General features: G+C 46.4%; 25 protein-coding genes. 14 read left to right on the plus strand and 11 right to left on the minus strand.

Annotation, left to right across the window (positions count from 1 at the left end):
- Window positions 1–50: 50 nt before the first annotated feature.
- Together R3289_RS17025 and queF are read right to left on the minus strand one after the other, a co-directional pair.
- Entirely contained in the window at window positions 51–2330 is a 2280-nt protein-coding gene (locus R3289_RS17025; RefSeq protein ID WP_318926887.1) for a GGDEF domain-containing protein, read from the minus strand.
- A gap of 115 nt (window positions 2331–2445) precedes the next feature.
- The gene (queF, locus tag R3289_RS17030; RefSeq protein ID WP_318926888.1) at window positions 2446–3291 is read right to left on the minus strand and encodes an NADPH-dependent 7-cyano-7-deazaguanine reductase QueF; all 846 of its coding nucleotides are present in this window, start codon (window positions 3289–3291) and stop codon (window positions 2446–2448) included.
- Window positions 3292–3354: 63 nt separating this feature from the next.
- Between queF and syd the strand changes: the two genes are divergently transcribed.
- A complete protein-coding gene (gene syd, locus R3289_RS17035) occupies window positions 3355–3921 on the plus strand; it encodes a SecY-interacting protein (protein WP_318926889.1) in 567 nt (188 codons plus the stop codon).
- Window positions 3922–3924: 3 nt separating this feature from the next.
- Window positions 3925–4698 (plus strand): Zn-ribbon-containing protein, encoded by a 774-nt coding sequence (locus R3289_RS17040; RefSeq protein ID WP_318926890.1) that lies wholly within the window; start codon window positions 3925–3927, stop codon window positions 4696–4698.
- A gap of 279 nt (window positions 4699–4977) precedes the next feature.
- Here the strand turns inward: R3289_RS17040 and R3289_RS17045 are convergent, their stop codons facing one another.
- From R3289_RS17045 to R3289_RS17070, 6 genes are all read right to left on the minus strand, one after another.
- Window positions 4978–5187: a hypothetical protein gene (locus tag R3289_RS17045; protein ID WP_318926891.1), complete on the minus strand. Its 210-nt coding sequence runs from the start codon at window positions 5185–5187 to the stop codon at window positions 4978–4980.
- A 340-nt stretch (window positions 5188–5527) separates the two neighbouring features.
- The gene (locus tag R3289_RS17050; protein ID WP_107285006.1) at window positions 5528–5740 is read right to left on the minus strand and encodes a cold-shock protein; all 213 of its coding nucleotides are present in this window, start codon (window positions 5738–5740) and stop codon (window positions 5528–5530) included.
- Between the two features lie 371 nt (window positions 5741–6111).
- Window positions 6112–6381: a hypothetical protein gene (locus R3289_RS17055; RefSeq protein WP_318926892.1), complete on the minus strand. Its 270-nt coding sequence runs from the start codon at window positions 6379–6381 to the stop codon at window positions 6112–6114.
- A gap of 43 nt (window positions 6382–6424) precedes the next feature.
- Window positions 6425–6655 (minus strand): DUF2789 domain-containing protein, encoded by a 231-nt coding sequence (locus R3289_RS17060; RefSeq protein WP_318926893.1) that lies wholly within the window; start codon window positions 6653–6655, stop codon window positions 6425–6427.
- Between the two features lie 1647 nt (window positions 6656–8302).
- On the minus strand, window positions 8303–8617 hold the full coding sequence (locus R3289_RS17065; RefSeq protein ID WP_318926894.1) for a DUF3301 domain-containing protein: 315 nt from the start codon (window positions 8615–8617) through the stop codon (window positions 8303–8305).
- Window positions 8618–8661: 44 nt separating this feature from the next.
- Entirely contained in the window at window positions 8662–9702 is a 1041-nt protein-coding gene (locus R3289_RS17070; protein WP_318926932.1) for a DUF3549 family protein, read from the minus strand.
- A gap of 183 nt (window positions 9703–9885) precedes the next feature.
- Between R3289_RS17070 and R3289_RS17075 the strand changes: the two genes are divergently transcribed.
- The 3 genes from R3289_RS17075 (at window position 9886) to R3289_RS17085 (ending at window position 11519) form a co-directional block, all read left to right on the plus strand.
- Window positions 9886–10206 carry a YqcC family protein gene (locus tag R3289_RS17075; protein WP_318926895.1) on the plus strand — a complete coding sequence of 107 codons (321 nt, stop codon included), beginning with the start codon at window positions 9886–9888 and terminating at the stop codon, window positions 10204–10206.
- Window positions 10207–10209: 3 nt separating this feature from the next.
- Window positions 10210–10947 carry a tRNA pseudouridine(65) synthase TruC gene (gene truC / locus R3289_RS17080; protein WP_318926896.1) on the plus strand — a complete coding sequence of 246 codons (738 nt, stop codon included), beginning with the start codon at window positions 10210–10212 and terminating at the stop codon, window positions 10945–10947.
- A 116-nt stretch (window positions 10948–11063) separates the two neighbouring features.
- On the plus strand, window positions 11064–11519 hold the full coding sequence (locus R3289_RS17085; protein WP_318926897.1) for a flavodoxin: 456 nt from the start codon (window positions 11064–11066) through the stop codon (window positions 11517–11519).
- 125 nt (window positions 11520–11644) lie between these two features.
- Here R3289_RS17085 and R3289_RS17090 read toward each other — a convergent pair whose 3' ends face one another.
- The 3 genes from R3289_RS17090 to map form a co-directional block, all read right to left on the minus strand.
- Window positions 11645–12025 (minus strand): DUF3461 family protein, encoded by a 381-nt coding sequence (locus R3289_RS17090; protein WP_318926933.1) that lies wholly within the window; start codon window positions 12023–12025, stop codon window positions 11645–11647.
- A gap of 189 nt (window positions 12026–12214) precedes the next feature.
- A complete protein-coding gene (glnD, locus tag R3289_RS17095) occupies window positions 12215–14836 on the minus strand; it encodes a bifunctional uridylyltransferase/uridylyl-removing protein GlnD (protein ID WP_318926898.1) in 2622 nt (873 codons plus the stop codon).
- A gap of 114 nt (window positions 14837–14950) precedes the next feature.
- Window positions 14951–15772, minus strand: coding sequence for a type I methionyl aminopeptidase (map, locus tag R3289_RS17100; protein WP_318926899.1), 822 nt, complete (start codon window positions 15770–15772; stop codon window positions 14951–14953).
- A 342-nt stretch (window positions 15773–16114) separates the two neighbouring features.
- Here map and rpsB point away from each other — a divergent pair, with 342 nt between their 5' ends.
- The 9 genes from rpsB to bamA all read left to right on the plus strand — a co-directional run bounded on the left by rpsB (window position 16115) and on the right by bamA (window position 26164).
- A complete protein-coding gene (gene rpsB / locus R3289_RS17105) occupies window positions 16115–16843 on the plus strand; it encodes a 30S ribosomal protein S2 (protein WP_107285017.1) in 729 nt (242 codons plus the stop codon).
- Between the two features lie 113 nt (window positions 16844–16956).
- The gene (gene tsf / locus R3289_RS17110) at window positions 16957–17802 is read left to right on the plus strand and encodes a translation elongation factor Ts (protein WP_318926900.1); all 846 of its coding nucleotides are present in this window, start codon (window positions 16957–16959) and stop codon (window positions 17800–17802) included.
- A gap of 91 nt (window positions 17803–17893) precedes the next feature.
- Window positions 17894–18622, plus strand: coding sequence for a UMP kinase (pyrH, locus tag R3289_RS17115; protein WP_107285019.1), 729 nt, complete (start codon window positions 17894–17896; stop codon window positions 18620–18622).
- 86 nt (window positions 18623–18708) lie between these two features.
- Window positions 18709–19266, plus strand: coding sequence for a ribosome recycling factor (gene frr / locus R3289_RS17120; protein WP_318926901.1), 558 nt, complete (start codon window positions 18709–18711; stop codon window positions 19264–19266).
- Window positions 19267–19360: 94 nt separating this feature from the next.
- Complete coding sequence (locus R3289_RS17125; protein WP_318926902.1) at window positions 19361–20125, plus strand: isoprenyl transferase; 765 nt, start codon at window positions 19361–19363, stop codon at window positions 20123–20125.
- Window positions 20126–20246: 121 nt separating this feature from the next.
- Window positions 20247–21095: a phosphatidate cytidylyltransferase gene (locus R3289_RS17130; RefSeq protein WP_318926903.1), complete on the plus strand. Its 849-nt coding sequence runs from the start codon at window positions 20247–20249 to the stop codon at window positions 21093–21095.
- Between the two features lie 62 nt (window positions 21096–21157).
- Entirely contained in the window at window positions 21158–22354 is a 1197-nt protein-coding gene (gene ispC / locus R3289_RS17135; protein ID WP_318926904.1) for a 1-deoxy-D-xylulose-5-phosphate reductoisomerase, read from the plus strand.
- Complete coding sequence (gene rseP / locus R3289_RS17140) at window positions 22351–23706, plus strand: sigma E protease regulator RseP (RefSeq protein ID WP_318926905.1); 1356 nt, start codon at window positions 22351–22353, stop codon at window positions 23704–23706. The genes ispC and rseP overlap by 4 nt, the downstream gene beginning before the upstream one ends.
- Before the next feature lie 37 nt (window positions 23707–23743).
- Window positions 23744–26164: an outer membrane protein assembly factor BamA gene (gene bamA, locus R3289_RS17145; protein ID WP_318926906.1), complete on the plus strand. Its 2421-nt coding sequence runs from the start codon at window positions 23744–23746 to the stop codon at window positions 26162–26164.

Consider the following 26164-nt stretch of genomic DNA (forward strand, 5'->3'; position numbering starts at 1 on the left):
GTGCTTGGCGTTTAGCTGTTATCGGCGTGATGATAGATAACGCTATTAGTTTAAATGACATTTTTGTCTGAATCGTGATCATTGTTCCAGTTGAACTCTTTTGCCGATGAACTCTGCACTTTGACCAGTCCATTAGCGATGCCCTGAATACAGGCTTTACGAATATTATCAGATGCGAAACTCGCGGCCGGCGCGGCATCAATCGCACTCAGGTGCACCCACTGGCTACCTTGTTCAGTCTTGCTGTTAAGGCGTGCGGCGTTAGCGGCCATTAGCAGGATATCTATCAGCTCCTGATCATTGATGGCGGTATAAGCGCGAGGCAAAAAGGGGTATTCGGCCATACCGATTCGAACGCGTGAGTCGAGTTGACGTTCAATCATGAAATTATCGACCAGTTGCTGGATAGAGTCAGCCAATTGCTTTGGTTCTGTATTTAAGCGCGAGTTAGGCTCAATATACAGGAACATCGCGTCTGAAAAGTGATAGAGGCGTGCCGGTTTGCAGATCTGCTCTTTCAGATAATCACCGAATTGACGTTCAACTTCTAAGCCGTGCTGATAGCCATATTGCAGGTGAAGGTGCTTTAAAAAAGGGACTTCAAATAACGCAAATCGCAGGCGATCACTCAGTGGCTCATTAATAATTTCACCTAAATGCCATTGTTCAAAGTTAGCACTGCTCTGTTGCAGCGAGTTTGGCAGGCGGGCATTGAGCATTCTCAGGTTGCGTAATCCACTACGAGGGTGGGTATAGAATTCAGTACGTAAAATACTCAGTCTTTTTTTCAGTTGCTTGACTGTCTGGTGCCAGCGGATGAGAAAAATGGTTAGTAATGTAATGACACAGAGTAAAAACAGGCTGACTTTCTTTTGTTTATATATCGATTTTTCATTTTGAAATTGCTGACGTTCCATTTCTTCAAGCTGCAGGGAGCGCTCCAGCATCCGTTGCTGTTGCTTGAATACGTCAACATGACTTTTGAGCTGGCTTTCTTGCTGGCTGGCAAAAAGCTGCTCATATCGTCGCTGGCTTAACAAGGCATTATAGTAGTCGTGCTGTTTTTCGAAAGTCTCAGAAAGAATAGACTCTCCCTGAAGTTGAAGTTCCCGTAGCCCTGTGCGGCTGGCTGAAATCAGACCGGCCTGCAGCGTAGATATTGCCTTTTCCAGGCGACCTTCGGCCAATTCAAGCTTGCCTTGCAGGATTTGGACTTCGGCCTGGATGGTTTCATTGCTTGCTTGCTGGGCAAGTTGACGGGCTTGCTGAAGATACTGTTCTGCTTTGGGGTAGTTGTATAGATGCAGATAAACCCGGGCGATACTGAGTCGCAGGCGGGCTGAACGAATATTATGCCGCAGTTGATTCTCCTGATCTAATGCATTGAAATAATGCACCAAAGCAAGGTTGTAACGACTTTGTTGCTCATAGATTGAAGCAATCAGCGCTAATGTCTTGGCCAGCGGTTGGGTGTGTTGGTAATGCTCGAAAAATTCACCGGCGAGGGTGGCGTGTTCCAATGCTTTATCAAAGACATTGCGCTGTTCAAATAACATTGCAAGCTCGTAGTTTGCGAGTGCTATTTTTGCTTTGTTTTCGCTCTCAACAGCCAGCCAGTATCCACTCAGCAGGCGGTCTAGTGCTAAATCGTAGTGTTTCTGTTGCAGGTGGTGATGGCCGATCGTAAGTTGATAAGTGATCTGCTCTTCCTGATCGTCCAAATCCGTCAAAAAAAGCTTGGCCTCGGCAAACAGTTTTTCTGCCCGGTCATTATTATCGAGAGCGGATTCGATGACGGCACGCTGCATCGCCGATTGATATTGCAGAACTTTAATCTGAGTCGTGAGTTTCAGCGGCTGCGACTGACTGATATCTTTATCAACCTGATCCAATATGCTGAGAGCAATAGCGCTGTTTTTAAGATTGTCCCAGTATATTTTGGCATGAAGGAGGCGTGTTTCAAAAATGGTATAGGTGAGTCCATGACTGGTGGCCAGTGCTTCTGCTGATTCAATGGTACTGATGGCTTTTTCTGTCTGGTTTAACAGCGAGTATGCCTGCGCTTTGATCTGCAGCGCGTTGATTGTATTCAGCGGGGTGCGAACCGTATGGTCAGTCTCGTCATTAACATGAACGCGCGACGATTCCTTTGGCTCACTTAAGCGACGTTGGCTTAAATAACGATTGGCGGCTTCCAGTGCTTGTTCCGGGCTGGTTTGTAATAGCTCACTAGCGTCGGTCAGAATGGGGGTTGTATAGATTTTCGCATGCGCGCTAAAGGAACCAATCAGGATAACTATTATACTTATCAGCCAGCGGCGAAAACTCATACTATCTCTTAAACCACAATAAACACAGAGGCCTAATATTACTGGGTTGAAGAATCAAGTCCAGCAAAGTACACGTTTTTGCCGGACTTATTACCTAAATTTTGTCGTCTGGTAATTACTGACGAGCTAAGCGGAAGTTATCGCTTGGCGTTTTGCCTTGATTGGTACGGTAAGGATTGATATCTAAGCCGCCACGACGGGTATAACGCGCATAAACGGTCAGCAATTCCGGCTGGCAGAACTTCATGATATCCGTGAAAATACGTTCAACACATTGCTCGTGGAATTCATTATGGTTGCGGAAAGAGACCAGGTAGCGTAGTAGTTTTTCGCGATTAATACGCTTGCCTTTATACGAGATCTTGACGCTGCCCCAGTCGGGCTGACTGGTGATCAGGCAGTTGGATTTTAGCAGGTGGCTATTTAGATCTTCGGTTACAACCTCTTCTTCAGTTGCTCCCTCAAGATAACTGGCATCAAATTCATAATTGGTGATTTCAATATCTTGATCATCGATACATTCGCCACTGAAATTGACAATCGGCTGGTCATCAAAATCGGCTAAAGGCTGAATAGTGACATCGACATCTTCACCGGCACACTGGGTTAAATCTTTCTGAAGCACATCCGCCACTTCCTGCCAGCTTGCAAATTTAGTTTGGTTGAAGCTGTTTAGATATAGCTTGAATGACTTCGATTCAATCAGGTTAGGGCTGCTGGCTGGTAGGCGAACCTCACCAATGGCAACCTGGGGCAGGCCTTTGCTATTTAACCAGGAAAGCTCATACAGTGTCCAGATGTCATAGCCAGTAAATGGCAGTGTTTCGCCAAGTGCCAGATCATCACGGTTCAGGCTGCGCGGAACAGGCTGAAGAAGAGTGGCATCATACTGGTCTTTGTATTCCGTACCTTGGCCTAGGGTTAAACCGGCTAATTCTTTCGCGTCTTGATATTTGCTCATACTGTCCTGGACACTCTTGGATTAGAATAGACAAAGTTTACTTAATCTTTTGTGAGGTTGCGAATGAATCATCCGGTTGCGGTGGCTTTATCTGAATTTTCCACCCGTTTTTTGCAAGCATGGTGTGATGCCGGTCAAGGTTTTCCACGAAGCAGTGACTTGGTCGGCTTGGTCTCGCCATGTGTAAAGGCCGACGATGGCGATGAAGTGAGCTGGACTCCGGTTGCACGAAATCCGATGGGGGATCTTACCGGGGTCGAAAAAGGGATAGAGCTGCGTCTGCATGACGACATTACCGCTTTTTACGGTGCGCAGTTTAGCGGTGATATGACAGCCAGGTTCCAAGGGGAAGGTCACGATATCGAGTTTGACTTGCTTCAGGCATTCAGTGAAGAAGATGTGCAGCGCCTGCAGGAAAATATTTTGGGGCATTTGGTCACTCAGCGCCGTTTGAAGCTGAAGCCCACCGTATTTATCGGCGTATTAGAAAAAGAAGATCAAGTCATCGCTATCTGCAATATGACCGGCCAGGTGGTATTGGAAACCTTAGGGAAAAATATACGTGAGGTTCTGGCGCAAGATGTCGCGAGCTTTCTGCGTCAGTTAGAGCCTGTAGTAAAAGAGGCCTGATCGATGTATATAACTGAACTGGACTTTGAGGTTTATTGTGACACCTCGCTGGGGGCCGTTGAGAAAGCGATCAACTATTGTTTGGACTGCCTGCGTTACAGCGGTCAAATTATTGGTCGTGAGCTGCCGATAGCAATGAATGGTGGCAACTTTGTCGCCAGGGTTGTTTGCCCTGAGGCGAACAGTCTTCATCCTGACTTCCATAGCCCTCAGGTGAAACAGGCTTTTGACCAGCTGAGTGAATTTGGTCTATTGCGACCGAAAGTGAAAGTCATTGGTGAGGATATGAATTCGGATCCCAGCGATGAATGTGAAAAGCCAGGCTGGCAGATTTTATATACCAGTCATTTACATACCTGCTCACCGATCCGTTGTGGGGAACATTTCCAGCCGGTACCTCTATATCGGTTGCCTTCACTTGAAAATGGCGATCAGAAGCCATTGATCAAATGGCAGGAAGACTGGTGCGCTTGTGATCAACTCCAAATGAATGCTTCAGTGGCTGAACAGCCTACATTGCTTGAAATCAGCTCCAGCAAAAGTATTCTGTTCCGCCGAGGTTGGGATTTATGTCGCCGTATGGAAGCGGTAAGTGAGATCCCGACATATCTGTATATCTATCGCGTTGGTGGTGAAGGTAAAGAATCAGAGCAAGCACGGGTGTGCCCTGTTTGCGGTGGTGATTGGGCGCTGGACGAGGCATTGCATGAGATATTTGACTTCAAGTGCGATGAATGTCATTTGGTGAGTAACTTGTCGTGGGATTTTAAGGATTAAACATTCTGGACTGCGGTAATACAGGCGGCTATCGATAAATCTTATTGATAGCTGATTCTGAAGAGCTTCAGGATATAACCAAGCCATGCTTTTCCGCTCGGTTGGGCCTATCAGCTAAGCAGAAAATCTCAAACTATCAAGTGTTCTGTAACGACTGATATTGTTATTCACACCGTAATTGACCGTGTGACAAGTTTTTTCAATCAGTCTTTTCTGAAAGATTTAATGCGGCAGTATGTGATTTAAAATATAAAATATAACTGGAGGGGAATAAAAGTACTAAAAGGAAATGGAAAAGTTACCAATAAGTTGATTGCCGTTATTAATGATATTGCCTTCACATGTTTTCTCACAATACGAAAGTTTAATATCCATATTATCGACGTTACCTTTCATTAGAATATGGCGTAATAAGACATCACTATTTAGTTGATGTATTAATGCATCCCACGAAATATTACCTTTTAAAATATTAAAGTTCACAATCATTTAATTACCTTTATTTTTGTTGTATTGTTTTCTTGGCGACCTTGCTGAAACCAAAATCGTTTTCGACCTATTGAACGAGACATAAGTACCCTTGTCTTAATTATCAGAATGATAAAAACAGAATAAGTTAAAAACCTAAAATTGTAATTAAATGTCTGATGTTTAAGTTTGATGGTTTTATTTATAATAATACTGCGAAGTAAATAAGGAACGTAACGACATATACAAAAAGCAGATGTAAGAAATGTTTATATTTTCTAATGTACGGTATAAATAATTGGTTGATAGTTATTAAAAGTGACGTAAATGGTCATGAGACCATTTACGCCGACTTACAAAATTATAGCGCTACTACGTTAGAAGCTTGAGGGCCTTTTTGGCCTTGCTCTACTTCGAAAGAAACTTTTTGGCCTTCAGCCAGAGTTTTGAAACCTTCAGAAGCGATTGCACGGAAGTGAACGAATACGTCAGCACCGCCGTTGTCTTGAGTGATGAAACCAAAACCTTTATCTTCGTTAAACCATTTTACTAGACCAGTTGTTTTATTAGACATTTTTTGTCCCTTATATATTTAAATTCATAAAGTGATCGCGATAATGCGATGCGCTGAAAGCTTGAATTATTGAATGTGACGACGAAGCTAAGGGAAACACTGAGGATAACAACAATAACGAAGAAATTCTAAGGTTTTACTTTTACTTGATGTTTCATTAATAACTCTGAACAACAGAGCGAGATGGATAATACCGTAGTATCGATTATTGTAAAGGTTTATTTGAAGTTTATTTAAAAACATTAAACCCAACACCAACGCTGAAGTGTGACATCCCCGCGTTCGAGACGGGATCTGTGTGGCCGTATAGATTTCAACATCATATTATGGCCTTTTCTGCGGCGAGGGCACCTGTCAGGTGCCCCCTTGTTTTAGTTGTTCTCTAAACGCGCTAATCGGGTGGTCAGTTCGGCAACTTGCTGTTCGAGTTGTTTGATGCGTGCTTCGGTAGTGAGTGTCGGCGCTGTTTTTTGAATATTCGGAACCTTGGCGTTTTTCTTCCATGCTTGCAGCGCTTTAATAATTACCGGTATTGGCAGCGGATCAGCCAGTCTGGCTTTGATTAAGGCGACTGAGGGCTCTTTGCCCTCTGCGATAAGTGACGTAATAACCTGTTCTAACGCTTGGGTGATGTCTGACATTTTAACCTTGATCCCTGTGGCCTACTTGTTTCTGAATATATGGCTATTTTCGTAGCAAAGTATCGAGTTGATCAATGACTTCACACCAGTCGGCGTCCTGTTCCTGGGATTCTTTTAAAAAACGTTGCTGAGATGGTTGTAAAAAACGGGCTTCTATCAATTTTTCGTGTTGTTCAAGACGGTGTTCGGTGAGGAAGTTTTCAATAAATTCCTTTGAGTTGTTTAACCCAAGTTGACTGAAAAGGCTCGGTAAGTCGTGATTGAATGTTTCCATTATTATTCCCTCAGCAAATTAATATTATACTCAAACCACCTCAAACTGCAGGGTTTAGCGAGAATTCATTGGTTCATATCACAGCTGCCATTTGGGTGAATCGTGTTTCTAGATAAGTATAGTGAGGGGGGATCCAAGCAACAAGTCGACCTGATTTCTGCTGCTCTTGTAAGAGATCTCTTACAAAGGCGTAGGAAATGCTTAGCTTGACGGTAGGGTATAATGGTAAGTGTGAAAATTAATTCGTTTTTTATCAATTGCTTGTGTGTTAATTGTATTCTTTGTTCTTAACGCTCTATCAGAAAAGCGATTTCCCTATCTTGTTCAGAATTGGAAAAAGGGTAATCTTATTGGTGTCGGAAGGAACTGACCGGAACGGAACAGGAAATAGCCAAGGATTATGGCAGTCTCAGGATGAGGCCGGTATGTCAGGATGATGCATCGAACATGGACTGTGAAGGGAACAACCGAAGGACCGGTTAATAGTAAGTAGGATACTTACTGGTCAGGATCACAAATGGACCACTTCAGGATGAAGTCAGGGACACCTCTGGGATAGAGGTATAAAGGAACACTTCAGGACGAAGTAAAGGATACCTCCAGGAAGGAGATGAGAGTTGATGCCGGATGTATCGACGGGTCAGGAAGGCCGAAGGATCTCTTCTGGACGAAGAATAAAAGGAATACGCTGAAGGATACAGCGGTTCAACGGAATGATGCAGGGAGCACTCTCGTAGCCGGATTGCTACAAGTAAGACCTAAGGGCGCGACGCAAGTCGCGCCCGTTTTTATGCGTAGAATACGCCCCCGCACAATCACACTTCTTTCGGTTGCGCATGGAATTTTCATGCTGACTATTTTATTTTTTTCAAATAAATCGCCATCTATATCGTCAAAAGGGTATTCATTGAGTTTTTAATGACCCGTAGCCTGGGAGTCATCATCTCTTTTATCTCGCATCCGTGTGAGAGATCTCTTACAAAGCTGTGGGAGATACAGGAAAAATAAACGGGCAGATCACGGACTTACATCTTCAAGTTGTTGAATACAAATAAATTAAATTGTTTTCTCTTAATGTGCACTTTTTCCTCGCCGATACAATTGTTTGCCCGAGGGTTCTTTTCTTCACGATTGCGCGTAATCTTATTGGTGTCGGAAGGAACTGACCGGAACGGAACAGGAAATAGCCAAGGATTATGGCAGTCTCAGGATGAGGCCGGTATATCAGGATGATATATCGAACATGGACTGTGAAGGGAACAACCGAAGGACCGGTTAATTAGTAAGTAGGATACTTACTGGTCAGGAAGACAAATGGACCACTTCAGGATGAAGTCAGGGACACCTCTGGGATAGAGGCATAAAGGAACACTTCAGGACGAAGTAAAGGACACCTCCAGGACGGAGAAGAGAGTCAGTACTGGATGTATTGACGGGTCGGGATTAGACCAAAGGACAACTTCAGGACGAAGAATTAAGGAATACGTCGAAGGATTACGGCGATTCAATGGAATGATGCAGGGAGCACGATAGTAGCGGGATTGCTGCAAGTAAGACCTAAGGGCGCGACGAAAGTCGCGCCCGTTCTTGTTTCTGGCCGAGTCCTGAGACGAGAAGCGAGTCCACTTCTCTGCCAGACCCCAGACTCTAAAGCCCTTCAGTTTCCGGCATACGATGCGGTGGCACATGAATGCGCATCGGTCGGAAGCCTTTCATGACCACATAACCTTGATATGCGTCATGACCATCAGCTGAAAACTCAAACAGGTACACTGTTTGCCATCCCCAGTTGCCTTTCTGATCCTTGAGCTTATGAGATCCTCTCGCGGTACTGAGTAACTGTAACCTAAGGGTGTTACAGCGCTGTTCTATAAATTTTTGGGCCAATTCAGTTTGTCTGCGCTGCTGCCAGAACAGGTAAGCGCCGAAAGTGACCAAAAGTATTGCAAGTAAGTTATCCATTTCTGAGTGGCTGTCCTTCGTGCGGCAGATGCCGATTGGTATTGTTACTGACCACGAGCATGTTGCTGAAGTTGTGTAATCGCTTCAACTAACGCCGGGTTAGCTTGGCTATGAAGCACCTGCAACATGATGCCACGCAGTAAAGGCAACATAACAAGGTCGGTAAACAGTTGGTTAAACAAGGCTTGATCTTTGGTTTCAGCTAAACGAAGCAGGAACAGGCTTGCCGTGTCAGTGTTCGCAAGGCCATTCCAGCAGCGGCCGGCTATTGCCACTAAGACTTCTGGGTGGCAAAGCACTGCTTGCTGTAACAGGTGATCTAATTGCTCTGTCAGTGTTTCACTGTTGCTGCCAGCCAGAGAGCGGATCAGTGCGGCGACTAAGAAGAGATCAGGCTCCGCCGATGCGGTTTCTGTTAGTAACCGCTCACTTAATCGCTGGCTAAGACTATCTGGAATATCACCATGCTCCAAGCAGCCGAGTAATGCATAGAGTGGTGTCATTGGCAGATTATTCACCGCTTTTCGCAGTAAAGTGCTGTTATTTTCTTGCTTCATCCGGGCACAAACATCAGCCAGACCTTGTAGACCGACACCTTGCCATTGGTCCCAGCCTAGCGCACCGCTTAAGAAGTGTTGGGCATGTTCGTAATACTGGCTTGCAGGCAGCGAAATCTGTTGACGAAGTTGGGCATGAAAAATGGCCATCTTGTCATCATTAGGCTTAAACGTGTATGGATTTTGGGCTAGTTTCTGCTGTTCTTCTTCTGTTGGTTCTGCATTCAGGGTCGCCCCCATCGCTTCGATAACATACTTGATGAAATCGCCCACCGCGGCTTGCTTTAATAAACCACGCTCATCCAATGGCAAGCGCAAGAACCAGATCCATGGGGGATTACCGTTCTGCCAAAAAGAGATGGAAAGGTGGGCATGTTGCTGCAACGGCCATGGATAAGGTTGGCGATTTTCTTCAACCGCCTTAAATTGCTCGATATCAATTTCGCTGACACGGCGACCAAGATCGAAAATCTTGTACTGACAACCGGCATTATCCAGTAACTGGGTGAGGGTATGAAATGTATCCATGGACATAGCTATCGCTCCTAAATCTGAATCGAGAGTATATCAAAGACAACAATTAACTGACTATTCAATTACGTCCATCGCATTGTCTGATTTCACCATGGTAATGGGCGATAATAGGTAACATGTTGGGGGTAGGGAGTTGAGGTGGTATCCTTGCGCGCCTATTTCTTGAAGAGCAGAATCATGGATAAATATCGTCATAGCCAGTTGTTGTTAGAAAAGCTTGAGGTTGTCATGCATGAAGCTGGCCTTTGGGAAAGTGTTGCACCAAGTCAGGCTTCGTTGGCGAGTACAGAACCGTTTGCGGTTGATATGCTAACCTGTAACCAGTGGTTACAATGGATCTTTATTCCTAAAATGACTCGGCTCGTCACGATGCAACTGCCTTTGCCGATGCATTTTGAACTTTCACCTTATGTTGAAGAAGCGATGAAGCATAATAAGGATGTTGACTCCATAATTCGTATCACAGGCGAATTAGATAACCTGTTTAAGGCTCAATAATCGATGGAATTAGAAATTCTTTTTCAGGACCAATATTTGGTCGCAGTTAATAAACCGGCAGGTATGTTGGTACACCGCTCTTGGTTAGATAGCCATGAAACGGTCTTTGTGATGCAAACACTGCGCGATCAGCTAGGTCAGCATGTTTTTCCGTTACATCGATTAGACCGCCCGACTTCGGGGGTACTGCTGTTTGGTTTATCCCGTGAAATTGCCGCGTTAATGATGCCGAAATTTGCCGGACGAGAGATCCATAAAACCTATCATGCTGTCGTGCGCGGTTGGATCAAGGAAGCCGCGGTATTGGACTACCCTCTAAAGAAAGATCTGGATAAGATCGCGGACAAAAATGCGGTTGAAGAGCAAGAAGCCCAAGAGGCGGTAACGGCATACCAACCGTTGGCCACTGTCGAAACGGATATTCCGGTAGGGCGCTATGCCACAAGCCGGTATTGTCTGGTAGAAATGAAGCCGGAGACAGGGCGTAAGCATCAGCTGCGTCGCCATATGCACCATTTAAGCCACCATATTATCGGTGATGTCAATCATGGTGATGGTCGCCATAACCGTATGTTCCGTGAAAATTATCAATGCCATCGTCTGATGCTGCATGCATCACGGCTGCAGTTTGACCATCCTGTAACTGGTCAAGAGATTGATATTCAAGCTGATGTTGATGAAACATGGCTACGTGTTATGGCTGCGTTTGGTTGGCCTGCAGACTTATTAACAAGTCAATAATAAAGCGGTGATCGGCTGTTTTAATGAGGTAGCTCCCGTTCTGAGGAGGGGGATTTGCATCTTGTGCCATCAATAGCCAAATTTAAGGAACCGGCAGCAAGGGAGGCGAGAAAAAGATGGCAAAAGTTGGCGTATTTGTAGGTTCAGTCTTTGGTGGCGCAGAAGATGTCGCGCAAGAGGTGGTGGAGACGTTGACCGCAAAGGGTCATGTCGTTCAACTCTATTTAGAGCCTCTGCTCACCGACTTCCTTGAATATCAAAATGATGTGGTTTTGATTGTAACTTCAACCACCGGGCTGGGGGAACTACCGGATAATATCCTGCCGCTTTATTTTGCACTCAATGATCAGTTTCCCTTATTGCCCAACCTTCGCTATGGGGTGATTTCAATGGGGGATTCCAGCTATGGTGAAGAGCGCTATTGCGGGGCCGGGCGGCAATTTGATTATCTGTTACAGCAGTTGCAAGCCTCCCCGCTCGCAGAGCGGCTGGACATCGACGCCTGTGTGAATTTTGATGCGCTGGAAGTGACACGGCCTTGGTTGAGTGGCTTTATCACACAACTGGTGTAATCGGCCTTTGGTAGGCATTTCTGCTGATTAAAGAGCAGGAATGCCTTGACGCTTACACCCACCGATAGTCGATATCTGCTCTCTTTCATTCACGCCGAATATTCCGCCTATTATGGTGTCCGACGTTATTTCAGTTTGTCTAAATCCGCTTCTATTTCAGCAATCTTATGGCTGACCACCTGTTCTAAGTGGCGTAAGTCGCTGAGAATTTTCTTTTTAATGTCTACATCTTTGGGTTTTCTTTTGGTGATTTGATCGAGCTCATCAATAATGTGGGTAAGCGTACGATTGATTTCGGTAATTTCTTTGTATTCGCGATTACCACTGTTTACGACGACAGATTTGCGCTGACGCGGGAATTTAAACTTCACGCTTTTGGCAAACAATTCACCTTTCTGCTTGGCAAAATAGATTTTTAAAATGTCATTTGCGGCTTCCTGCCGCAGGCTGTAACGCTCAATGGTTTCCGGATGTTCGATCCCGATACTGGTGAGGTGTGGGTACATAGAGGCCTCATTCAATTGTTCTGGTTTGCCAGCAATGGCATGGCTGTACTGGTGAAGTGAATATACCGCCACTGTAGCAAGAACCAGTGATAATTTCTTGATGTGGGCGGTGAGAGTGTGGGCAAGATCGCGCATCCCCTGAGCATCAGAGATTCAGATGCTCAGGAGCTGGTTTTATACCAATCGGCATTAATCGGGTGAATCAAGCTTGGCGATGAGCGCTTCTTTCAATTGCTGCTGCTGTTCGGCTGTCAATTGAGTGCCCTGTTCATTGATCAGAATAAAGAAGTCTTCAGCCCGTTCGCCAATAGTGGTAATTTTGGCGGCCTGCAGGCTGATCTTCTGCTTGGCAAAAACGGATCCAACCCTCGCGAGTAACCCTGGCATATCTAACGCAACCAATTCCATCGTAGTTTTCTTGCCGGTTTTAGTCGGTAAGAAATCGACTCTGGTTTTTACATTAAAGTGCTGCAGCTGACGAGAAGCTCGTTTATTTTTGCGTTCCGATTTCATGTGCGTCAGGGCTTTGATCAGAGCGCGACGTATCGAGTGGTGGCGGTTTTCGCAAATGGCTTTCCCGCTCGGGTCTAACACCATAAACGTGTCGAGGGCGTAACCGTCTTTGCTATTCATGATCTGTGCATCATGGACGCTGAGGTTCTTCTTACCCAGCTCAGAAACTACAATGGCAAATAACTTCGCTTTGTCTTTGCTGTAGACAAAGACTTCGGTACCGCCCCGGGTCGCTTTTTTTCTGATCAGGACCAGGGGTTTGTCATTGTCCTTATGGGTCAGGATCGCTTCAGCATGCCAGGCTATCTGATTGTGAGTGTGGCGCAGAAAGTAATCGGCCTTAAAGCGTTGCCATAGTACTTCAATTTCCCGGGGGGCAAAGTTCTTGCTGCGTAATATTGCCGAGGCAAGCTGCTGATTATGGCGGATACGTTCACGAACATCCGGGGTGTTTTCCAGTCCGCGGCGAAGTGCTTTCTGAGTTGCATAATAGAGTTCGGAAAGCAGGGTACGCTTCCAACTGTTCCATAGATCCTGGTTGGTGGCGCAAATGTCAGCCACCGTCAGACAGATCAGGTAATCTAACCGTTCTTCATCACGGACTTCTTTAGCAAATTCGGACACCACTTCCGGATCATAGATGTCCCGGCGCTGGGCAGTGACCGACATCAGCAGATGTTGTTTAACTAACCACGCTACCAGATTTGCTTCGGGGCGGGAAAGACCATGCTGCAGACAGAAATTATACGCCTCTGTGGCACCTAATTCAGAATGATCACCACCGCGGCCTTTGGCGATATCATGGAAAATTGCCGCTAAGATCAGGCTCTCTTTTTTGATAAGCCGCGGATAGACTTCGCAGCAGATTGGGTGAAGTTGCCGATTCTCCGGATCATTGAACTTATTGAGGTTATTGAGCAGGCGAACACTGTGTTCGTCGACGGTATAGACGTGGAACAGATCAAACTGCATTTGTCCGACGATCTGGCTCCACTGCGGCAGGTAGGCGGCTAAAACACCATGGCGATGCATCAGCCGGAAGGCTTTTTGCAATGCATTAGGCTGGCGGACCAGTTCCATGAATTTTTCTCTGGCTGCTGGGATCTCAACCAAAAAACGATTTAATCGTCGGCGTGCAGTCCGTAACTGACGCAAAGTCGGTGCTGCAATACCTTCAATGTCAGAATTTTGTGCAATATGCATGAACATATCGAGAATGGTTTCCGGACGAGCCTGAAAGAGAGCAGGTTTGGTTGCCTCGATCAAATGGCCTCGAAGCTGAAAATCCTCATCAAGACTGATTGTCTCGGCGGTTTTACCGCTGTCGAGAATCGCCTGATCAAACAGCTGCAGCAGCATCTTATTGAGTTCTGACACCCGGCGCAAAGTGCGGTAGAACTCTTTCATCATCATTTCGACAGCGCGGTTTCCTTCGCCGGTGTAGCCGAGGTTTGCGGCGACTGAAGGTTGGTGGGCAAAGGTAAGGCGATTGTCATAGCGGCGCAATTCGATATGCAGGGCAAAGCGGATCCGCCATAGGGCGTCCTGGCACTCTACCAGTTCACGGTATTCAGCATCAGTCAGGAAGCCGTATCGACTCATTTCTAACAGGTTAGTGGCACCAAAATGGCGCCGTGCCACCCAGCTTAAGGTATGGATGTCACGCAGACCGCCCGGGCTGGATTTTATATCGGGCTCGAGGTTATAGGTGGTGTCATGGTAACGGGCATGACGTCTTTTTTGCTCTTTCAGCTTGGCGCGGTAAAAGTCTTCACTGGGCCAGAATTTACCGGAGTTTACTTGTTCCTGCAGACACTGGAATAGCGCTTCATTGCCACACAGCTGCCGGGCTTCAGTCAGGTTGGTTGCGACGGTAAGATCGGCAAGGCCGACTTCAACGCAGTCAGCAACGGTGCGGACACTATGGCCGATCTCCAGCCGCAAATCCCACAGGAAGGTCAGAAACTCACTGACGATTTTTCCCGTTGCTTCATCCAGCGGTTGTTCACTGAGCACGAGAATGTCAACATCAGACAAGGGGTGCAGCTCGCCTCGCCCGTACCCCCCCACGGCCACAAGGGCAAGATCCGTTTTTTGAGCAAAGCCGAAATGTTGCCACAGGCGGATCAGCAGCTGGTCGATAAATGTCGAGCGCGCATGCACCAAATCCGTGATTGGGGTATGCCGCAGAAACAGTTGCTTTTGTTGTTCAGAAAAGCGCTCGAGTGCCGTTCGCAAGTTCTCTTGCGTGAGGGATTCAGATGAAAAAGCCTGAAGAGCCGAGGAAGTGTCAGTCATCGCAGTCCGTGCCATAGAGTAAAAATGCTTGTTCTTACTATAACCGGATAACAATAAATAAAAAGCCGGCAATTTGCCGGCTTGTTTAGGGAATGACGTATTCGGTGGTCTGACTTACAGAATGCGGGGCAGGGTATCGTCTTTACGCAAGGTCAGAATTTCACAACCGGTCTCAGTGACCAGCAGGGTGTGCTCCCACTGGGCAGATTTCTTACCGTCAACGGTGTAGACCGTCCAGCCATCATTTTCATCTGAGACGCAGCCAAACTTACCGGCATTGATCATCGGTTCGATAGTGAAACACATGCCCGCTTTCAGTACGGTACGATCGTTGTTCTTGTAGTGGACAACTTGTGGCTCTTCGTGGAATTCGCTACCAATACCATGGCCGCAGTAGTCTTTGACGATAGAAAAACGGCTGTTGCCACTTTTGATGAATTTCTGAATGGCGGTGCCGATTTCACCCAGCGTGGTACCCGGCTTCACTTTTTTGATGGCCAGGTACAGGCTCTCTTGTGCCACCCGGCAAAGACGTTTGTCTTCCAGTGATACTTCACCGATTTCAAACATTTTAGAGGTATCGCCGTGGTAACCGTCTTTGATCACGGTAATGTCGATATTAAGGATATCGCCGTCTTTCAATATTGCCGGTTTGTTGTACTTTCCATTCACGTCTTCATCTTTGTCGCTAGGAATACCGTGACAAACAACGTGGTTAATTGAGGTGCAAACTGACTTAGGGAAACCGTGATAGTTCAGCGGAGCGGGAATGGCACCTTGCTCTTGAGTGATGTAATCGTGGCAGATGCGATCAAGTTCTTCTGTCGTGACCCCCGCCTTGACGTGCGGTTCGATCATTTCCAGCACATCAGCGGCCAAACGGCCTGCAACGCGCATTTTTTCAATTTCTTCAGCCGTTTTGATCTTGATGCTCATGTAATCTTCTCTATGAATGACGGTTTACTATTACGTATATGTTAACAGCGAGGGCTGAGGATGGAAACCAAGTTTCGTGACTTCGAATATATTTAGGCTGGATTTTTGATGATGAAATATGGTATAAAGCGCGCCGTAATTAGCTAATTGGGTTTCGACTCTGTTAGTTAAATTATACTTACTTTTATTAATCACTCACACATATCGGCACATGCTCCGGGGTGCCCGTCATTCTTTCGTTATGCGGCTGTTCTCTCGATGAGGCAGCGAGTTGTTTCGAACGGTGATAAAGGGTCGGTAGGATGGGATATGTGGACGCCTAACCCCATAGAGGAATATTCAATGGCAACTGTATCAATGCGCGACATGCTTAAGGCTGGTGTACACTTTGGTCACCAAACTCGTTACTGGAACCCAAAGATGAAGCCATTCATCTTCGGTGCACGTAACAAGGTACATATCATCAACCTTGAGAAAACTGTACCAATGTTCAACGAAGCACTGGCTGAAATCAACAAGATTTCTGCTCGTAAAGGTAAAGTCCTTTTCGTTGGTACTAAGCGTGCAGCCAGCGAATCAATCAAAGAAGCAGCGATCAACTGTGACCAGTACTACGTAAACAACCGTTGGTTGGGTGGTATGCTGACTAACTGGAAAACTGTTCGCCAGTCAATCAAGCGTCTGAAAGATCTGGAAGCACAGTCTTCTGACGGTACTTTCGACAAGCTAACCAAGAAAGAAGCGCTAATGCGTACTCGTGAAATGGAAAAGCTTGAGAAGTCTCTTGGTGGTATCAAGAACATGGCTGGCCTGCCAGACGCAATGTTTGTAATCGATGCTGATCACGAACATATCGCAGTTAAAGAAGCTAACAACCTGGGTATCCCAGTATTTGCAGTAGTAGATACTAACTCTAACCCAGACGGCGTTGACTTCGTTATCCCTGGTAACGATGATGCAATCCGTTCTATCCAGCTTTACACTGGTGCTGTAGCACAAACTGTTACTGAAGCTCGCAACCAAGATATCGTTGTGCAAGCTGAACAAGACGGTTTCGTAGAAGCTGAGTAATAGCCTGCTCCTTTGAGCATCTTAAGTTACCTTGTGTAAACTAAGTATGGTTAACAGGGGCCGCTAACAGGCCCCTGATTTTTATACCGAGTATTCAAACTGAGGATATAACAATGGCAACAGTTACAGCTGCCCTAGTTAAAGAACTGCGCGAACGTACTGGCGCAGGCATGATGGATTGTAAAAAAGCGCTTGTTGAAGCTAACGCTGACATCGAACTGGCGATTGAGAACATGCGTAAGAGTGGCGCTGCTAAAGCCGCTAAAAAAGCGGGTAACATCGCAGCTGAAGGCGCAATCATCATCAAAGAAGGTGAAGGTATTGCTGCAATTCTAGAAGTTAACTGTCAGACAGACTTCGTAGCTAAAGATGCTAGCTTCCTTGCGTTTGCTAACGAAGTAGCTGATTTTGCTCTTGCTGGCCGTGTTGAAGTTGCTGAACTACAAGCTAAATTTGAAGAGCAGCGTATTGCTCTTGTAGCTAAGATCGGTGAAAACATCAGCATTCGTCGTGTTGAGTTCATCGAAGGTGCTAAAATCGGTTCTTACCGTCACGGCGACCGTATCGGTGTTGTTGTTGCTTCTGATGCAGATGCAGAAACAATCAAGCAAGTTGCAATGCACATTGCGGCATCTAAGCCTGAGTTCGTAACTCCTGAAGATGTACCAGCTGACGTTGTTGCTAAAGAAAAGCAAATCCAGATCGATATCGCAATCCAATCTGGCAAGCCAGCTGAAATCGCAGAGAAAATGGTTGTTGGCCGCATGAAGAAATTCACCGGCGAAGTTTCTCTGACAGGCCAGGCATTCATCATGGATCCTGCTCAGACTGTTGGTCAAATGCTGAAAGAAAAAGGCGCTACAGTAACTAACTTCATCCGTTTTGAAGTTGGCGAAGGTATCGAGAAAGCTCAAGAAATGAGCTTTGCAGAAGAAGTAGCAGCTGTTCAGAAGGGTTAATCCTTCGCATAAGAACTCCAAAGACCGTAGCCTAGGCTGCGGTCTTTTTACAACTCCATATCTCTTTAGTTAAGCCTGGAAGGTAATACGCATGACCACAAACCCTAAACCGACTTATCAACGCATTTTGCTCAAACTTAGTGGTGAAGCACTACAGGGCAACGAAGGTTTTGGCATTGACGCACAAGTTCTTGACCGTATGGCTCAGGAAATCAAAGAGCTCGTTGAATTAGGCGTGCAGGTAGGCCTTGTTATTGGTGGTGGTAACTTGTTCCGTGGTGCGGGTCTTGCAGAAGCGGGTATGAACCGAGTTGTGGGCGACCACATGGGTATGCTGGCCACAGTTATGAATGGTTTGGCAATGCGTGATGCATTGCATCGTGCCTATGTGAACGCTCGAGTCATGTCAGCTATCCCACTTAATGGTGTATGCGACAGCTATAACTGGGCAGAAGCGATCAGCCAGCTGCGTCAGGGCCGTGTCGTGATTTTCGCTGCCGGTACCGGTAATCCTTTCTTTACGACAGACTCAGCTGCATGCCTTCGCGGTATTGAAATTGAAGCAGAAGTTGTATTGAAAGCAACGAAAGTTGAGGGCGTTTACACTGATGATCCAGTTAAAAACCCAGATGCTGTTCTTTGTGATAAGCTTGGCTATAACGATGTTCTTGAAAAAGAACTAAAAGTAATGGACTTAGCTGCATTTACACTGGCCCGTGACCACAATATGCCTATTCGTGTATTCAACATGACTAAGCCAGGTGCACTTCGCCGAGTGGTGATGGGCGAGCAAGAAGGCACATTGATTTCTAATAGCTAGGTTTCTAACGACTAAGATTTCTAACGACTAATTCAGGATGGGGCGGTTTCGCCTCTACTTTGACCGAATAATCAAGGGAACTAATTGTGATTAACGAAATTCAAAAAGATGCACAAGAACGCATGCAAAAAAGCGTTGAAGCGCTAAAAAATCAACTGGCTAAAGTGCGTACTGGTCGTGCACACCCAAGCTTGCTTGATACAATTTACGTAGAATACTACGGTGCCAATACACCGCTTAAGCAACTGGCAAACGTTGTTGCTGAAGATTCACGTACATTATCCATCACGGTATTTGATCGTGAACTGGCGCCTAAAGTCGAAAAAGCGATCATGATGTCTGACTTGGGCCTGAACCCAATGTCTGCTGGTACGACGATTCGTGTTCCTCTTCCTCCGCTGACAGAAGAGCGCCGTCGTGATCTGGTTAAGATCGTACGCAAGGAAGCAGAGCAGGGGCGTGTTGCGATTCGTAATATCCGTCGTGATGCGAATGCTGACATTAAAGCGCTGCTCAAAGACAAAGAGATTTCTGAAGATGATGACCGTCGTTCTCAAGACGAAATTCAGAAACTGACAGACGCAGCCGTTAAGAATATTGACGCGGTGCTTGAAGCGAAAGAAAAAGAGCTGATGGAAGTTTAAGACGCTGACGTCAGTCCTAGCGGCATAAAAATTAGCTTTATGAGACTTAAAGCGCTGTGCGTGCAGTACGGCGCTTTTTTTTTGAGGGAAATGTATGGCACAGCATCCAATCGAAACTGCACTTTCAGTGGACTGTTTACCGAAGCACGTTGCCGTCATTATGGATGGCAATGGTCGGTGGGCAAAAGCGAAGGGTAAGACTCGAGTGTTTGGCCATAAGGCTGGTGTTGATGCGGTACGTAAAACCGTTTCCACGGCTAATCGCCTAGGTGTCAAAGCTCTGACTTTATTTGCTTTTAGCAGTGAGAACTGGCGTCGACCAGAAGACGAAGTGTCATTGTTGATGCAGCTATTTATGACCGTGTTAGGTCGTGAAGTTAAACGGCTGCACAAGAACAACATTCAGTTACGTGTCATCGGTGATAAAAGTCGATTCAGCCGTCGTCTGCAAGACAAGATACTCGCGTCAGAAACCTTAACGGCAAGCAATACCGGCTTGGTGTTGAATATTGCGGCTAACTATGGCGGCCAGTGGGATATCTTGCAAGCGACTAAACGGTTGGCGCAGCAAGTTGCCGAACATAACCTGACGGTTGAAGATATTACAGAAGAGATGATGGCTGCTGGTATGTCGACAGCCGATCTGCCAGATGTCGATCTTATGATCCGTACCAGTGGCGAATGCCGAATTAGTAATTTTATGTTATGGCAAGCGGCTTATGCGGAGTTGTATTTTACAGAGCAGCTCTGGCCGGATTTCGATGAAGATAGCTTTGCCAATGCCATCGCATGGTTCGTGAGCCGCGAGCGCCGTTTTGGCTGCACGGGTGAGCAGATTCAAGCATTATTACAAGAATAACCATTATTCAGCAAAATGTGTTTTTTATCATAAAGCGCATTGATTAAGGTAGCTGCAGGTTGAACAGCTACAAGCAGGCTGAAATAGTGATAAAACAAATGATAAAACGAGAGGACGCAGCTTGTTAAAGCAACGTATTTTTACCGCCTTAATCCTCGCGCCGTTGGTGATTGCAGGGATATTTCTACTACCTTTCCCGGCCTTTGTAATTGCTTTAGCGGCAATTACCATGATCGGTTTTTGGGAATGGACACAATTTGTTGACGCTAAATCGCGTATGGCTGCCATGATAGTGCCTGCGATTACTCTCTGTTTGAGTTTAGTGACAATACCGTCTGACGTTACTTCACTATCAATATTATCCGAGTCACACCATATCATGTTAGTGGTGGGCGGTGTTTGGTGGTTAATTGCATCTACTTTAGCAATAACGTACCCGTCGAGTGCCAAACTTTGGGTAAAAGCTTCTTCTTTAAAATACATTTTTGGCTTGCTTACCTTAATCCCCTTTTTCTGGGGTATCTTGATGCTCCGCGCCGTTCACTATGTTGAAAGCCCATACCATGGCGCAAAATTAGTGTTGTTAGTTTGCTGTCTGGTTTGGGCCGCCGATTCTGGTGCATACTTCTCAGGTAAGCGTTTCGGTAAACATAAAATGGCCCCCGCAGTTAGCCCGAATAAAACCATTGAAGGTCTAATCGGTGGTGCTGCACTGGCTCTGTTAGTTACATGGGGCGGGGCTGCACTGATGGACATTCCGTTTTCCAGCCTGGGTGGATTGTTTGCTATTGCCATCATTACGGTTATCGCTTCTGTGCTAGGTGATTTGGTCGAGAGTATGTTTAAGCGTGCCTCAGGTATTAAGGATAGTGGTAATCTCTTGCCGGGTCATGGTGGTATTCTTGATCGTATCGACAGCCTGACGGCAGCCCTTCCTGTTTTTGCTTTATTGTATCTTTGGTTACTATAAGCAATGTCATATAGTAGGCAGCTGTTTTCTGGCTGCCCTTCATAGCTGAATTAAGTGATTTTATGCGTAAGTTAACGATTCTTGGTGCTACGGGGTCAATCGGAAGCAGTACGCTGGCCGTCGCAGCACAAAACCCAGATTTATTTGATGTCGTTGCGTTGGCCGCAGGCTCAAACAGCCAGAAAATGTTTGAGTTGTGCTGTACCTGGAAGCCAAAGTATGCCGCGATGGCGTCGTCGCAAGCGGCAGCAGAATTGTCAGAATTACTTAAGCAGCATGGTCTTGATACAGAGGTCTTTACTGGTGACGATGGCCTGTGTAAAGTCGCCGCGCTTGACGAAGTGGATACCGTCATGGCCGCGATTGTCGGTGCTGCGGGCTTGCTGCCGACAATGTCGGGAGTCAGGGCGGGCAAGCGTATTTTGCTGGCCAACAAGGAAGCCCTGGTGATGTCGGGACAGATGTTCATTGATGCCTGTGAGCACTCCGGCGCTGAATTGTTGCCGGTTGATAGCGAGCATAATGCAATCTTCCAGTGTCTACCGGCTGAAATACAGCAAGCGATGGGGCGTTGCGATCTGGACAAGCACGGTATCAGCAAAATTTTATTAACCGGCTCCGGCGGACCTTTCCGCTATACTGAGGTGGCCGAATTATCAGCGGTGACACCGGAGATGGCAATAGCCCACCCTAATTGGTCCATGGGGCCAAAAATCTCTGTCGATTCCGCCACCATGATGAACAAAGGGCTGGAGTACATAGAAGCCCGCTGGTTGTTCAATGCGTCCCGTGAGCAACTGCAAGTGATTATTCATCCGCAATCTGTTATTCATTCTATGGTGCAGTATAAGGATGGCTCAGTATTGGCCCAGATGGGGTTGCCTGATATGCAAACCCCGATTGCTTGTGCAATGTCCTATCCTGAAAGGGTCGATGCGGGAGTCGCACCACTGGATTTTAGCAAGGTCGGTGAGTTTACCTTCCTGCAACCGGACTATGCCCGATATCCATGCCTGAAGCTGGCGATAGATGCCTGTTACGAAGGTCAGGCGGCAACAACCGCGTTGAATGCAGCGAATGAAGTCGCGGTCGCGGCATTTTTGAATAAGCAAATTAGCTTTACCGATATTGCCCGTATTAATGCGCATGTTCTCGAGTCAGCTCAAATGACAGTACCGACTGACTTGGAAAGCGTGATTGAGCTAGATAAGATGGCCCGAATTTTGGCTCGTAAAGTGATTCATAAGGTATCAGTATGATGGACGTTTTGTGGAACCTTGGTGCATTTCTACTTGCATTAGGTATTTTGATTGCCGCTCACGAGTTCGGTCACTTTTGGGTCGCCCGCCGATGCGGTGTTTACATTGAGCGCTTTTCTATTGGCTTTGGTAAAGCGCTGTGGCGCAAAGTGGGTAAAGACGGCACGGAATATACCCTGGCCATGATCCCGCTAGGGGGGTATGTCAAGATGCTTGATGGGCGCGTCGATGAGGTGCCTGAGCACAGACAACATTTAGCCTTCAATAACAAAACGTTGTGGCAGCGCAGTGCTATTGTTGCTGCCGGCCCGGTCGCCAATTTTATTTTTGCCATCGTTGCTTATTGGATTGTCTACCTGATTGGGGTGCCCGCTGTGCGTCCGGTTATCGGAGAGGTTGCCCCACAGTCGATTGCAGCAGAAGCAGGAATTCGCTCCGGAATGGAACTTAAATCCATTTCAGGAATCAAAACCGCTGATTGGGAATCTGCCAATATGGCAATGATTTCTAATATCGGTGATAAAGAAATGGTTATCACGGTGACTGAACCCGATGCCAGGTATGATGTTCAGCGTACTTTAGATCTGACTGGGTGGTCTTTTGATCCTGAAAGTGAGCGGGTACTGACAACCTTAGGGATCACACCCTACTCACCGCCAATTACCCTTTCTATCTCACAACTTGTTGATGATGGAGCAGCAATTGCTGCCGGTTTAAGGTTAAATGATAAGATTGTTGCCATCGATAATACGCCGATTGTGAAATGGGATGAGGTTGTCGAGGCTGTGCGTTCAAAACCGGATCAATCTATGCTGGTTGAAGTCGAGCGTGAGGGGGAGCGCGTTACGCTGACCCTTATCCCGGCAGTAAAAAAACTGGCTAATGGCGATATAATTGGTTATGCAGGCTTTGCACCGAAGATGGAAGCCTGGCCAGAATCATATCAGATCAATTTGCAGTTTGGCCCGTTAGAAGCAGTAAGCAAAGCCGTTGAGAAAACCTGGCAACTGACCACCTTAACCTTTGATATGGTTGGTAAGCTGGTGACGGGTGATATTGCAATTAAGAATTTAAGTGGCCCAATATCGATTGCCAAAGGCGCAGGGATGACAGCCGATTACGGGATGGTCTATTTCCTTGGCTTTTTGGCTTTGATAAGTGTCAACTTGGGCATCGTTAACTTGTTACCGCTTCCCGTGTTAGACGGCGGACATTTGCTGTTTTTTGCAATTGAAGCGATAACACGTCGTCCTGTTTCCGAACGAGTTCAGGATATTGGCTATAGAGTGGGATCAGCCATTTTGGTTGCGTTAATGGCCGTTGCGCTATTCAATGATTTTACCCGCCTTTAATAAATGCGTTTTTTAGCAAGGAATAATTAGAACAGTAATGGCGATAAAAAATCTGTTGGCCGCATCACTTTTGCTTGGTAGCAGTGTTGCGCAGAGCGCGGAACAATTTGTAGTTGATGATATTCGCTTTGAAGGCCTTCAGCGTGTCACATTAGGTGCAGCATTGTTAAAAATGCCAGTCCGTGTAGGTGATAGCGTTGATGACCGGGATGTGGCAGAAATTATTCAGGCTCTTTTTGCTTCCGGTAATTTTGAAGATATAAAAGTCTTTCGTGATGGAAATGCGATTTTAATTAACGTATTAGAGCGCCCGACTATTGCCAATATTACATTTTCCGGTAACAAAGCAATTAAGGACGAGCAGCTCACTGAAAACTTAGACGCGTCTAACCTTCGGATGGGTGAAGCGCTCGATCGGACCACGCTAAGTAAGATAGAGAAAGGCTTAGAAGATTTCTATTATAGCGTTGGTAAATATAATGCCAGCGTAAAAGCGGTTGTCACTCCGCTGCCTCGTAACCGCGCAGACTTGAAGTTTGTGTTTACCGAAGGCGTTTCAGCCCAGATCCAGCAAATTAATGTCATTGGTAATGAAGTCTTTAGCGATGATGAGCTGAAAGGCAAATTTAACCTTCAGGCAGAAGTGCCGTGGTGGAATTTTCTTGCGGATGAAAAGTACCAGAAGCAGGTATTGGCTGGAGACTTGGAAGCGCTTCGTTCGCAGTATCTGAATAACGGCTATCTGAAATATAAATTAGAATCGACTCAGGTTGCTATTTCACCGGATAAGAAAGGCGTTTATATCACCCTCAAAATCAATGAAGGTGATCAGTATCGCATTAAAGGTGTGAAATTCCGAGGCGAACTGGTTGATCGCGACAGTGAATTCGACAAGCTGGTGACGTTTAAGTCTAGTGATATTTATAACGGCGCTCAGGTAACAGCACTGGAAGAAGCGGTAAAGCGTAAGCTGGGTGAGTCGGGTTATGCCTACCCGCAAGTGACTACGATCCCTGACTTTGATGACGAGAACAAGCAAGTGTCACTGCTGGTGAACGTTGAGCCGGGTAAACGTATCTACGTACGTAATATTCAGTTCTCTGGCAACACATCGACCAAAGACGAAGTGCTGCGTCGTGAAATGCGTCAGATGGAAGGTAGCTGGCTGAACTCTAAATCGGTCGAGCGCGGTAAAGATCGTCTGAACCGAACCGGTTTTTTCGAAACGGTCGACGTACAAACCGTTCGTGTTCCGGGCTCGGAAGATCAGGTCGATGTAAAATACGTCGTGAAAGAATCGAATGCCGGCAGTATTAACTTCGGTGTTGGTTTTGGTACGGAATCGGGTATCAGCTTCCAGGCCGGTATTCAGCAGGATAACTTCTTGGGTACCGGTAATCGTTTTGGCATTAATGCCATGATGAACGATTACCAGAAAAACGTTAGCCTGGAGTATCGTGACCCATACTTCACCCTTGATGGAGTGAGCTTAGGCGGTAAAATTTACTACAACGAGTTTGAAGCCTCTGATGCCAACATTTCGGACTATACCAACCAGAGTTATGGTACCAGCCTGACCTGGGGGTTCCCGTTTGATGAGCTGAACTTTTTCGAATTTGGCCTGGGCTATGATCACAACAAGATCTCGAACACCCAAGAATACTACCAGATCGAAAAGTTTAAGAAGATCCATGATTTCGATCGTGGTGACAACATTATCGAACTGGATGATTTCGACTGGTCAGTCTCCTGGACGCGTAACAACCTGAACCGGGGGTACTTCCCTACGGCAGGTAACCATCAGCGGGCGTCGTTCCGAATGACCGTTCCCGGATCTGATGCGCAGTATTTCAAGACTCAGTATGATATACGCCAGTACTTTGCGTTAAATAAAGGGCATGATTTCAGCCTGTTATTGCGCGGTCGCTTAGGTTACGGTAACGGCTACGGCAGCACTGATAACGGTAGTGATCATCTGCTGCCATTTTATGAGAACTTCTACGCGGGTGGTTTCACTACCTTGCGCGGCTTCCGATCGAATACGGTGGGGCCGAAAGCCGTTTATGTCGAGGGCTGTAGTACCGGTAGTTCGATTGGTGGCAACAATAACTGTGCGACGGGGACGGATGATGCGGCCGGTGGTAATGCAGTTGCGCTAGCCAGTGTTGAACTGATTGTACCGACCCCGTTTGCCTCAGACGAAGTGCGCAACCAGATCCGGACCAGTGTGTTTGTTGATGCCGGTACCGTCTGGGATTCCGAGTATGATTTAAAAGACGACGACGGCACGTTTTTGCATGACTACTCTGACCCGTCATTAATTCGTGCGTCATATGGTGCGGCACTGCAGTGGATGTCCCCAATGGGACCACTCGTATTCTCGATTGCTCGTCCGCTCAAGAAATACGACGGTGATGATGAAGAGTTCTTCACATTCACTATTGGACGAACATTCTAA

It is taken from the genome of Photobacterium sp., assembly GCF_033720175.1.
Lineage (GTDB): Bacteria > Pseudomonadota > Gammaproteobacteria > Enterobacterales > Vibrionaceae > Photobacterium.